7 protein-coding genes are annotated in these 12,278 nt (G+C 64.6%); 1 reads left to right on the top strand and 6 read right to left on the bottom strand.

Going from position 1 to position 12,278, the window contains the following annotated elements; genetic code table 11:
* Position 1: 1 nt before the first annotated feature.
* The 6 genes from ACFZAI_RS24635 to ACFZAI_RS24610 form a co-directional block, all read right to left on the bottom strand.
* Positions 2-2,392, bottom strand: coding sequence for a 3-hydroxyacyl-CoA dehydrogenase/enoyl-CoA hydratase family protein (locus ACFZAI_RS24635; protein WP_391569395.1), 2,391 nt, complete (start codon positions 2,390-2,392; stop codon positions 2-4).
* Between the two features lie 54 nt (positions 2,393-2,446).
* Positions 2,447-3,769: an OmpP1/FadL family transporter gene (locus tag ACFZAI_RS24630; protein ID WP_391569394.1), complete on the bottom strand. Its 1,323-nt coding sequence runs from the start codon at positions 3,767-3,769 to the stop codon at positions 2,447-2,449.
* 137 nt (positions 3,770-3,906) lie between these two features.
* Positions 3,907-5,841 (bottom strand): 3-hydroxyacyl-CoA dehydrogenase NAD-binding domain-containing protein, encoded by a 1,935-nt coding sequence (locus ACFZAI_RS24625; RefSeq protein ID WP_391569393.1) that lies wholly within the window; start codon positions 5,839-5,841, stop codon positions 3,907-3,909.
* Positions 5,838-7,133: an acetyl-CoA C-acetyltransferase gene (locus ACFZAI_RS24620; protein WP_391569392.1), complete on the bottom strand. Its 1,296-nt coding sequence runs from the start codon at positions 7,131-7,133 to the stop codon at positions 5,838-5,840. The genes ACFZAI_RS24625 and ACFZAI_RS24620 overlap by 4 nt, the downstream gene beginning before the upstream one ends.
* Before the next feature lie 12 nt (positions 7,134-7,145).
* Positions 7,146-9,494, bottom strand: a complete 2,349-nt coding sequence (locus ACFZAI_RS24615) for an acyl-CoA dehydrogenase (RefSeq protein WP_391569391.1) — start codon at positions 9,492-9,494, stop codon at positions 7,146-7,148.
* A 60-nt stretch (positions 9,495-9,554) separates the two neighbouring features.
* A complete protein-coding gene (locus ACFZAI_RS24610; RefSeq protein WP_391569390.1) occupies positions 9,555-10,226 on the bottom strand; it encodes a TetR/AcrR family transcriptional regulator in 672 nt (223 codons plus the stop codon).
* A 349-nt stretch (positions 10,227-10,575) separates the two neighbouring features.
* Between ACFZAI_RS24610 and ACFZAI_RS24605 the strand changes: the two genes are divergently transcribed.
* Positions 10,576-12,180 carry a hypothetical protein gene (locus ACFZAI_RS24605; RefSeq protein ID WP_391569389.1) on the top strand — a complete coding sequence of 535 codons (1,605 nt, stop codon included), beginning with the start codon at positions 10,576-10,578 and terminating at the stop codon, positions 12,178-12,180.
* Positions 12,181-12,278 lie beyond the last annotated feature (98 nt).

Here is a 12,278-nt window from a genome sequence, read left to right as displayed (position 1 = left end):
CTCAGTTGCGCAAGGGCTTGCCGGTTTCCAGCGTGTGGCGGATGCGGGCCTGGGTTTCAGGCGTGCGCAAGAGCGCAACGAATTCCTTTCGTTCCACGGCCAGCAGCCATTCTTCGTCCACCTTCGTGCCGGTTTCGACTTCGCCACCGCACAACGCCACGGCGGCGCTGCGGGCCACGCGGTAATCGTGCGCGCTGATCATGCCGCCTTCGCGCATATTGACCAGCACCATTTCAAAGTTGGCGATGCCGTTGCGGCCTGCGACCGGAATGTTGGACAGGCGCGGGGGCGGCGTGTAGCCGGCCTGGGCTGCGGCGCGAGCTTGCCCGATGGCCACAAAGAGCAGCTCGTCGGGGTGGAACAGCACGATGTCGTGCTCGCGGGCAAAACCGGCGTCGATGGCTTCCAGGCCGCTCTTGGCTACCTGCGCCATGGCGATGGTCTGGAACACGGGTTGCAGATAGGGGAAGACTTCGCCGGGCGTTGCGGTCTTGGCCGCCAACGCGGCGGCGCGGCCCGCAAATTCCTTGCTGCCGCCACCCGCGGGAATCAGGCCGACGCCCGCTTCCACCAAGCCGATATAGCTTTCCAGCGCCAGCACACGGTGCGAGGCGTGCATCAGGAATTCGCAGCCCCCGCCCAGCGCCATGCCCTGCACGGCCGCCACGGTGGGAATCTGCGCGTACTTGAATGATTGGGACGCGCGCTGGAATTTCTCGACCATGGCTTCCAGCATGTCGAACTGGCCCGCGGCGCAGGCCTCGACCACTTGCTGCAAGTTGGCGCCCACCGCAAACGGCGGTTCGTGCCAGATGACCAGGCCGTCGAATTCGCGTTCGGCCCGGGCCACGGCTTGCAGCACGCCTTCCAGCACTTCGCCGCCCAGCGTGTGATTCTTGGACGTGACCGACAGGATGGCGATGCCGGCATCCACGTCAGGCAGGTTCCACAGGCGCACGCCTTCGTTTTCCCAGACGGTGACGCCACGGTCGTCAGCGCCTTCACCAAAGACACGTTCGGGAAACAGCTGGCGCTGGTACACGGGCAGCGACGAGCGCGGATGCAGCGTGCCGGTGCGTGCCGAGTACGAGCCTTCGGGCGTGTGCACGCCCTGGCGATCGGGCTCTTGCACCCAGGCGGGCAGCGGCGCATCGCTCATGGCGCGGCCTGCGGCGATGTCTTCGGCCACCGCAGCGGCAATGTCTTGCCAGCCCGCAGCTTGCCAGGTTTCGAACGGGCCTTGCGACCAGCCAAAGCCCCAGCGCATGGCCAGGTCCAGGTCGCGGGCGTTGTCGGCCACGTGCTCAAGCTGTACGGCGCTGTAGTGGAAGATGTCGCGAAACAGGCTCCACAGGAACTGGGCCTGCGGGTGTTCGCTTGCGCGCAGCGCGGCGAAGCGGCGGGCGGGGTTGCGTTCTTTCAGCAGCACGGCGACCTCGTCGGCCAGCTTACCGGCGCTGGGCACGTAGTCTTGCGCCTTCAGGTCCAGCACCAGGATGTCGCGGCCTTGCTTGCGGTACACGCCCGCGCCTGTCTTCTGGCCCAGCGCACCTTTTTGGATCAGTGCAGACAACCACGCCGGCAGCGCGAAGTAGCGGTGCCACGGGTCTTTCGGCAGGTTCTTTTCCATGGTGCCGACCACGTGGGCCAGCGTGTCCAGACCGACCACGTCCGCCGTGCGGTAGGTCGCGCTCTTGGGGCGGCCGATCTTCGGGCCGGTCAGTGCGTCGACCTCGTCAAAGCCCAGCCCCAGGCGCGCGGTGTGATGCATGGCGGCCAGAATGGAGAACACGCCGATGCGGTTGGCCACGAAGTTGGGCGTGTCCAGTGCGCGGATCACGCCTTTGCCCAGCGTGGACGTCAGCCAGGTTTCCAACTGGTCCAGCACGGCCGGCTGCGTGTGCGATGTGGCGATGATTTCCACCAACCGCATGTAGCGGGGCGGATTGAAGAAGTGGATGCCGCAGAAGCGGTCGCGCAGGCTCGCGGGCAGCGCGTTGGCCAGCGCGTCGATCGACAGGCCGGACGTGTTCGACGCAATGATGGCGTCGGGCGACACATGCGGGGCGATGCGCTCATACAGCGCCGTCTTCCAGTCCATGCGTTCGGCAATGGCTTCGATGACCAGATCGCAGCCACGCAGCGCGTCCAGATGGTCGTCGTAGTTGGCGGGGGTGATCAGCGCGATGCGGGCGGCGCCCGCCAGCGGCGCGGGTTCCAGCTTTTTCAGGCCGGCCAGCGCCTTGTTGACGATGCCGTTGCGGTCGCCTTCGGCCGCGGCCAGATCGAACAGCGTGACGGGCACGCCGGCATTGGCCAGGTGGGCGGCGATCTGCGCGCCCATGACGCCGGCACCCAGCACGGCAACGTGTTTGACGACGAACTTGCTCAAGGGATTCTCCTGAAAAAGCGGGCGGCGGCGCGTGGCCGGCCGCCCGCGCATAGGCTAGAAGCGGGACGACAGTTGGAGGCCAAGGATGTGGCCGCTGCTGTCATAGGAGCCCGCCACGCGGCCCTTGGTCAGCTGATTGCCGGACGTGGTGTCGATGTCCGTCTTGCGCAGGTACAGATAGGTGTAGCCCAGGTCCAGCGTGGTGCTCTTGGTGGCTTGCCACTGCACGCCCGTCGAGAACCAGTAGCGGTCGTTGTCGGGCAGCGAGGTCGGGCGGTCGGCTTCCTTGTGGACGGGCGACTGGTCGTAGGCCAGACCGAACTTCCACTTCCAGTCGGGGGCGAACTTGTAGTTCGCGCCCACCGCCACGCGCCACGTGTCGCGGAAGTTCAGCGGCAGGTCGTCATCACGCGCGCCCGCGCCGGAGTTGCGGATCTTCAGGTCGGGAATGCTGCTCCAGCCCGTCCACGACACGTCGCCCAGCAGCTCCCAGCGTTCGTTCAGCTGATGCGCGGCGCTGAGAATCAGCGTGTCGGGCAGGTCCACCGAGGCCTTGGCGTCAAACGACACCGACTGCTTGGTGGGGCCGATGCTGGTGATGTCGGTGTCGCCCTTGGCGGTGTGCTTGATCTTCGAGCGGTACGACAGGCCGATGCGGGTGTCTTCCGTGGGTTGCAGCATGAAGCCAACGTTCCAGCCCCAGGCGTCACCCTTCAAGTTCAAGTCGGCGTCGCCGTTGGTGGCGACCGGCAGGCCGGCAATCGGCACCACCGTTTTCTTCTTGTAGTTGGCGTCGATGTGCTGCCAGTTCACGCCGAAGCCCATCGAGAACTTTTCGTTGACCTTGTAGGCAATCGACGGGTTGACGTTGATCGTCTTGATCTCGAATTTGTTGGAGTGGTATTGGCCGACCCAGCCATCGTCGTATTCGGTCATCAGGCCGAACGGGGCGCCCACGCCCAGGCCCAGGTACCACTGTTCGTTCAACTGCCAGGAGGCGTACAGGTTCGGCACCACGCCCAGGTTGCCGGCGTCGCCGCCATTGCCGCCCGTGGGAACCGAGCCGTTCAGGCCCGAGCCAGGCAGGCCGGGCACGCTGGGGTTGCGGCTGTCGCCGTTGTCCTTGAATTTGAAGGACGGTTTGATCAGGTTGACCCCGCCCGAAAAGTTCACGCCGGGCAGGTAGGTCATGCCTGCCGGGTTGAAGTAGATGATGCTGGCGTTTTCCGGATTTGCCGCCGAGCCTGCATAAGCGTTGCCCAGGCCGCTGGCGTTCTGCTCTAAAAGCTGAAAGCCGGCGGCGTAGGACGTTGCGGATGCGCCCAGGCCGACCACAAGGGCCGACAAGGTGCTCAGGGACAATGAACGTCTGCGCATGGTACTGCCTCCTCGAGTTGGATGTATGTCTCTATTCCACTGCCGGTCTGTATGCTGGCCGGTCTACTCGGCGTGAGCCGTTTTTTGTTGCGGTTATTGCGGTTATTGCGGTTATGACTGCGGGGTTTTCCGTGGTGCTACGCACTGCTGCTTTGGTAATGCAAGGGGCCGCCCGTGAATGGCGCGAACCCGGTTCCGAAAATCACACCGGCGTCGGCCAGATCGGCATCGGCGACGACGCCGGCTTGCACGCGCTGACGGGTGGCGTCCACCAGCGGTTGAATCAGGCGCTCCGCCAAACCCGCAGGCGCGGCGGCGGGGCTGGCCCCGCCTTGTTTGACCGGCTTGCCGTCGCGCCATGTGTAGAAGCCCTTGCCGCTTTTTTTGCCGAGATCGCCGCGCGCCAGCCGTTCGGCCAGGCAGCGCGGGGGTTCGGCGCCGCCGGCCAGTTCTTCGCCTGCCGCGCGCGCGATGTCCAGGCCCACCGTGTCGGCCAGTTCCAGCGGCCCCATGGGCATGCCGAAGGCCACCATGGCGGCGTCGATGGTTTCGGGCGCGATGCCTTCATCCACACTGCGCATGGCTTGCAGCATGTAGGGGGCCAGCACCGCGTTGACCAGAAAGCCCGGCGCGCTCTTGACGGGCAGCGCAAGCTTGTCGATCTGGCCCACGAACGCGCAGGCGCGTGCCGTGGCGTCGCCGGCATCGCCCTCGGCATGCACCACTTCCACCAACGGCATCTTCGCCACCGGGTTGAAGAAATGAATGCCAACCAGCCGCTCGGGGCGGGCGAGTCCCGTGCGCAGGGTTTCAAGCGACAGGCTGGACGTGTTGGTGGCCAGCAGCGCGCCGGCCTTCATGCGCGGTTCCAGCGACGCGTATAGCGCGCGCTTGGCCTCGGGCTGTTCGCTGATGGCTTCGATGATGATGTCGGCCAGCGGCACGCCAGCGCCTGCCGGGTCGGGAATCAGCCGGTCAAACGCGGCGCGCGCCAGACGCGGGTCTTTCAGACGGCGCGCGTACAGCGTGGCCGCGCGCTTGATGGCGGGCGCAATGCGAGCCATGTCCTGGTCTTGCAACGTGACGGTCATGCCCTTGAACGCGCACCACGCGGCGATGTCGCCGCCCATCACCCCCGCGCCCACCACATGCACGTGGCGTGCTGGGGTAACGCCCGGTTGTTTGCCGTTCGCCTTCAGGCGTTCTTGCAGGCGGAACACGCGCAGCAGATTGCGGGCGGTGTCAGACGAGATGATGCCGTCGATAAGTTCCGGCGCTTGCAGCGCATTGCCGCCATGCTTTTCCCACAGCGTCACGATGGCGGGCGCGGCGGGGTAGTGGCCCAAGGGGTCTTTCGCGGCGATCTGCTTGCGGGCGCGGTTGGCGACCAGCAATTTCAACGGCCACAGATTGGCCAGCGCACCAAAGCCGCGCGCGCGGCGTGGCGGTTTTTTCGACAGCACGGTCTGGCGGGCGGCGGCCAGCAGCAAGCGGGGCGGCACGCGTGCATCGGCCAAGCCCAATGCGGCGGCGCGTCGCGCATCCGCGCCCCGGCCGGTCAGCATCATGTCCAGCGCGGCGGGCGCGCCAATCACCTGCGGCAGCCGCAGCATGCCGCCCCAGCCTGGGAAAATGCCCAGCATCACTTCGGGCAGCGCAAGCGAGGTGCCGGGTTGATCCGCCACCAGCCGGTAGCGGCAGGCCAGCGCCAGTTCCAGTCCGCCGCCCAGGCAGTGGCCCTGGATCAGCGCCAGCGTGGGGTAGCGCACGGCGGCCAGTCGCTTGAACAGATTCCAGCCCCGAGCCACCAGCGCGCGGGCTTGCTCGGGCGTGTCCAGGCTGGCGAATTCGTTGACGTCGGCGCCCACGATGAAGCCGGTGGACTTGCCGGATTGAATGATCAAGCCCGGCGGCGGCGCGGCGTCCAGCGCATCCAGCACCAGGGCAAGCTCGGCCATGGTGTCGGCCGACAGCGCGTTGACGGCGCTGCCCGCGCGGTCAAACGTCAGCCAGGCCAGGCCGTCAGGGTCGCGGTCCAGGCGCCAGTGGGAAAGCGTGTCCAGTGTCGTCATGGGCGGTCCTCGTCCAGGGTTTCAACCAGCATCGCACCGCCTTGTCCGCCGCCAATGCAGATGGCGGCCATGCCGCGCTTGGCGCCGCGGCGCTTCAGGGCGTCAAGCAAATGCAGCACGATGCGGGCGCCGGAGGCGCCCACGGGATGGCCGATTGCAATGGCGCCGCCGTCCACGTTGAGTTTGTCGGGGTCCAGTGGCCCCCATGCTGGCGTACCGAAGTGTTCTTGGCAATAGGCGTCGTCTTGCCATGCTGCCAGGCAGCCTAGCACTTGGGCGGCGAACGCCTCGTTGATTTCCCACAAGTCCAGGTCGTTCAAGCCCAGGCCGTGGCGTTGCAGGATGGGCGTGGCGGCATGCACTGGCCCCAGCCCCATCTGCGCCGGGTCCAGCCCGGCCCACTGGCTGTCGACAATGCGGCCGATGGGGCGCAGGTTCCATTTGGCGACGGCTTCTTCAGACGCCAGCACCAGCATCGCCGCGCCGTCCGTCACTTGCGAGCTGTTGCCTGCGGTGATGTTGCCCCAGGGCTTGTCGAACACGGGCTTGAGCTTGGCCAGCTTTTCGGGCGTGGAGTCTTCGCGCACGCCGTCGTCATCAGGGTAGAGCTTGCCTTGCGTGTCGATCAGCGGCGTGATTTCGGTCATGGCGCCGGCGGCGCGGGCGGCCAGCGCACGACGGTGGCTGCTGGCCGCGTAGGCGTCCATGGCGGCGCGGTCGATGCCGAAGCGGGTAGCGACGTTCTCGGCGGTCTGCCCCATCGACAGGCCCACGACGGGGTCCGTCAGACCCTTGAGCAGACCGATGACGGGCGCCAGATGCTTCAACTTGAAGCCGCGCAACGCGGCCAGTTTTGCGCCGATGCCGCGCGCCGCGTACCAGCCGGCGAGCCAGCGCACCATGTCGTCTGAGAACAACAGCGGCGCACGCGATAGCGCGTCTGTGCCGCCGGCCAGCACCAATTGCGAGCGGCCGGACTGGATGTTGGCGATGCCGGAATCCAGCGCCTGCATGCCGGATGCGCAGTTGCGCATCACCGTCCAGCCCGGCACCTTGTTGCCGCAACCCAGGCGCAGCGCGATCACGCGGCCAATGTTGACTTCGTCGGGCGAGGGGGCGGCGCAGCCGATGATGACTTCGTCCAATTCCGTAGGCGCATAGGGCTGGCGCAGCAGCAGGCCGCGGCCCGCCTGCACCGCCAGGTCGCCAGCGGAAAAGGGCCCCGGCCCGGTGCGAGCTTTCAGGAAAGGAGTGCGGGCGCCATCAACGACGTAAACCGGTTTGAATGCCATCCGTATCCTCCCTTAAGCGACCTTGCGTTCGGCCGCAGGCTTGATTGCGTCCGATGCGCCAAGATCAAAGGGGAAATCATCCACTTTCACAACGGCATCGCGCAAGCGGTTGCGGCGTTTCACAACGGTATATTCTTCCGCCGTGATGCCGCCCATGGCGAACGCGGCGTCGGCAATGTCACGCACATTGGCTTGCGGGTTGCCTTCCAGCGCGCCGCGCTTTTCCAGTTCGCGGATCTTGGCTTCGATGGGCTCGGCGTCAAGCGTTGCGGCCAGCGCCTGTTCGATGGCGCCCACCGGCTCGTCTTCGGTGGCGGGCAAATGGCAGCCGGCGGTCAGGCGGTCACGCGTGTCGCAGGGGTTGATCAGCAGCCGGGCCACATCCTGGCCCAGTTGGTCAGAGGGCAGCTTCTGGGTGCGGCCCCACGGGAAGATGATGCGGGCAAGGCCCCAGGCCACGAATCGGTTGGGATAGTTTTCCAGCACGCCGTCAATGGCTTCCTGCAACTTGTACAGCGCGTCTTGAATGGACCAGTGCGCAAGCGGCGCGTCGGCGGCCTGGCGGCCTTCATCTTCATAGCGCTTGAGCGTGGCGCTCACCAGGTACATTTGCGACAGCACGTCGCCCAAGCGCGCCGACAGCCGTTCGCGGCGCTTCAGGCTGCCGCCCAGCACCAGCATCGACGTATCGGCCAGCAGCGCGAACGCGGCGGAATAGCGGCTAAGCAGCTGGTAGTAGCGCTTCATGCCGGGGGCGACATCGGCGTTCACGGTAACGAACCGCGCGCCGGTCAGCGCGGTGCCCAACGCGCGCAGCTTGTTGCGCACGACAAAGCCCACGTGGCTCCAGAAGGCGCTGTCGAAATCGGTCAGGCCCTGCTGCTTGGTCGGCGATTGCACGGCGCGCATTTCCGCCAGCACGTACGGATGGCAGCGGATGGCGCCCTGGCCGAAGATGATCAGGCTGCGCGTGAGGATGTTGGCGCCTTCAACCGTGATGCCAATGGGAATCTGCTGATACGCGCGGCCCAGGAAGTTGTTGGGACCCAGGCAGATGCCCTTGCCGCCAATCACGTCCATGCCGTCATTGACGACCTGGCGTGCGCGTTCGGTGACGTGGTATTTGACGATGGCCGATACCACTGAGGGCTTTTCGCCCAGATCCACCGCGCCCGCCGTCATGCTGCGCGCGGCGTCCATCATGTAGGTGTTGCCGCCGATGCGGGCCAGCGCTTCTTCCACGCCTTCGAATTTGCCGACCGGCATGCGGAACTGGCTGCGCACGCGGGCGTAGCCGCCCACGGCGCGCGCCGTCAGCTTGGACATGCCGGTATTGGAAGAGGGCAGTGAAATCGAGCGGCCGGCCGCCAGGCATTCCATCAGCATGCGCCAGCCTTGGCCGGCCATCGCGGGGCCGCCGATGATGAAGTCCAGCGGCATGAAGACGTCATTGCCGCGCGTGGGCCCGTTCATGAACATGGCGTTCAGCGGGAAGTGGCGGCGGCCGGTGTCCACGCCAGGGTGGTCGTGCGGCACCAGCGCGCACGTGATGCCCAGGTCTTTCTTGCCGCCCAGCAGGCCGTCGGGGTCGTACAGGCGGAACGCCAGCCCCAGCAAGGTGCAAACGGGCGCCAGCGTGATGTAGCGCTTGTCCCAGGTGACGCGCATGCCCAGCACTTCGCGGCCTTGCCATTCGCCTTTGCAAACGATGCCGCTGTCGGGAATGGCGGCGGCGTCCGACCCGGCCCAGGGGCTGGTCAACGCGAAGGCGGGCACGTCTTCACCGCGCGCCAGACGCGGCAGGTAGTGGTTCTTTTGCTCTTCGGTGCCGTAGTGCAGCAGCAGCTCGGCGGGGCCGAGCGAGTTGGGCACCATCACCGAGACCGCCAGCGCGGACGAGCGCGTGGACAGCTTGGTCACGATTTCGGAATGGGCATAGGCCGAGAACGCCAGGCCGCCATATTCCTTGGGGATGATCATGCCCAGAAAGCCCTGGGTCTTCAGATAGTTCCAGACGTCGGCCGGCAGGTCGTAGCGTTCCTGCGTGACGCTCCAGTCGTTGACCATGCGGCAGGCCTCTTCGGCCTGGTTATCCAGAAAGTGTTGTTCTTCAGCGGTCAGCGTCGGGCGCGGGTAGGCCAGCAGGCGGCTCCAGTCGGGCCGGCCGCGGAACAATTCGCCTTCCCACCACACGGTGCCGGCTTCCAGCGCATCGCGCTCGGTGTCGGACATCTGCGGCAGCACCTTGCGGTACAGATTGAAGATCGGCGCTGACAGCAGTGCGCGGCGCACGGGCCGCACGGCCAGCACGATGACGGCAAGGAGCGCGATGACGACCAGCGCGAGGAGGACTGCGTTCATTTCTTTGTCTCCGTAGGGGTTCTGTCTTGTTCTGTCCTGGCCGCCATCCGGGCGGCGCGGCTAGGCGCCCGCCACCGGCGGCAACGGCGCGCGCAGGCCGCCCAGCAGGAAGCTCATCAGGCGCGGCAGCAGCAGGTCGGGGTTGTCGGGCTGTTCGGATTCATCGACGGTCATTCCCGTCACGGAGCGCAGCAGGTCGGTGCCGATGATGGCGTAGGACGTCGCGCCCAACATGAATTGGAAGCGCCACATGATTTCCGTCTTGGGCACATCGGGCAGCGCGGCAAAGAGGGCGTTGCGATAACGCTCGAGCACATCCGCGTATTCCTCCGCGAACAGTGCGCGGATGAAGTCGGACGGGTCGGTCATGGTGCGTTCCAGCAGGGGCAGGAACGTGCTGCCTGCTTGAGCCGGGTCGGCGGCCAGGCGCAAGAGCGTGCCGAAGAACGCGTCAACGATTTGCGAGGGCTTCAAGGGCTTGCCGCCGGATTGCGCCTCCAGTTCGTCCAACAGGCGCAGGCGCTCGTGATTCAGGACTTCCAGGCGGCGTTTGAGCACCGCCTGCACGAGTGACTCTTTCGAGCCGAAGTGGTAGTTCACCGAGGCCAGATTGACGCCGGCCGCGCCGGTGATTTGACGCATCGACGTGCCGTCATGGCCTTGCTGCGCAAACAGGGCTTCGGCCGTGTCGAGGATGGTTTCGCGGGTGTTGGGAGTTCTGATTTCTTGCATAAGGTTGAATTCAAACGTTCGTTTAAAAACCATTATGCGTGAGGGTTGATGGAGACGCGAGCCTCGGCTATCCCCAATAGGGTTTACCCCTAAGGGGTTTCGGGTGTGCTGCATTGTGCGCCTTTCAGGTACTGACGCACCGGGTCAGATAGCTCAGATGGATGAGGCGCCTCGCGCCGTCGGACGAGCCGGATCTCCGTCACAGGGGGGTAAGTGAACCGTTTGTCCTCGGACGGCCGCCCTAGGATGAATGTGGTCTGGAAGGCAGGGCGAAAACGCATCAGTATCAGCGCGTAGACCTATGCGTAGCCCCGGCGAACCGTACGCCCTGACACAGGAGCAGGACAAAATGAAGACCTACCGAGTGGGACTGCTGGTTGACGGGTATGAGCAACCCGGCTGGATGCATGAGATGGTTGACTGGCTGATCCATAGTCAGGACTTCGTCATGTCCGCGTTGCTGGTGATGACGGCAGCGGGCGTCAGCAAAGGGCCAAGGCTGGGCATGAGGGCGCTGTTCGGAACCTTGTCGCGCTTCGAGGCCCGCATGCTGCCCGCCAAACAACGGCAGATGCTGGCCGACTGCCGCGATATGCGTAAGAGCCTGCCGGCCAGCACGCCGGTGCTGCCGCTTGAACCGGGCGAGCCCGAGGCGGGGGCGCAAGAAGCCGTGGGGGCGCTGGGGCTGGACCTGGTGATCACCCTGGGCGCGTCGCTGGCCACACGCGCGCAAATGACGGGGTGGGCGCGGTTGGGGGTCTGGCAGCTGAGTTATTCCGACATTGCCGTGTCGACCAGCCGCTACGCGGGATTTTGGGAGGTCTACCAGCGCGAGGATCACACCACGGTGAAACTCTGGCGCGTGGGGCCGGAAGCCGATCAGGACGAACTGCTGGACCAGCGCAGTTTCAACACCGAAGTGTTCTGGTTGAAAAATCAGGCGCGCGCATTCAGCTTGGGAAATTTCATGGTCTATGACGCCTTGCAGGCGCTGGCGCGGGCCAGGCAGGCCGTTGCCGCGCCCGAGATGCAGATCATGAGCGGGCCTCGGCGCGGCGACCCGGCGGAGTGGGACAGCGCTTCATATATTGCGCGTCAAGCGTGGTTAATATCGGATTTGATTGTGCGGCGCATCATGAAACGCAATGTGCGATGGCGGATCGGTATGTTTCCGTCATCCCGCCAACAAGCGGTGGTATCCGAAGCTATGGTGCTGCAACCTCCAAAGGGCAGGTTCTTCGCCGATCCGTTTGTTTATACGCATGATAAAAAACCCTATATATTTTTTGAAGATTACGATTTCACTTCGCGCAAGGGCACGATTTCCGTTGCGACCTACTCTGACGGGGCTTTCCGGCTGTTGGGCACTGCGCTGAACCTGCCCTATCATTTATCTTTTCCGTATATTTTTGAACACGAAGGCGTCACTTACATGGTGCCGGAGACGTGTGGAAATCGCAGTATAGAGCTGTGGAAATGCACAGAATTTCCACTTAAGTGGGAGCTGGATGTTACGTTAATGACCAATATATCCGCCGTGGATACTATTATTTTTAAACACGGGGAATACTGGTGGTTATTAACAAATATAGACAGAACAGACGGGCAAAGCCATTGCGATGAATTGTTCGCGTTTTTCTCGGATTCGCCGCGTTCGACTGAGTGGACGCCCCACGCCTGCAACCCCATCGTTCGCAACCCCATGCGGGCCCGCAACGCGGGAATCGTTGTCTCGCCTAGCGGAGACGTCATCCGCTGCGCGCAGTACCAGGGCTTTTGCCACTACGGAAAGGGCGTGTCGCTCAACCGCATCGAAGAACTCACCCCGTCCACCTACGTTGAAACCGACGGCGAAATCCACTATGCAAGCTTCCTGAGGAAGCGTCATGCTTCAATGCACCATTGGCACCATCAGGGGGGTCATACGGTATTTGACTTCGCCTATATGGAGTAAATGGCAGGTCCGGCACAAAAATAAAAATGTTACCTATATTTCGATTGCCCATCCCCGGCACGGGCAGGTTGTGTCGGCGGAAACATATCGACAGTCTT

Origin of the sequence: Achromobacter sp. NPDC008082 (genome assembly GCF_042957345.1) — a bacterium.
Taxonomy (GTDB): Bacteria; Pseudomonadota; Gammaproteobacteria; order Burkholderiales; family Burkholderiaceae_B; genus Achromobacter; species Achromobacter kerstersii_A.
Note: the sequence above shows the minus strand (reverse complement) of the source record. Positions and strands in the feature narration are given on the sequence as shown.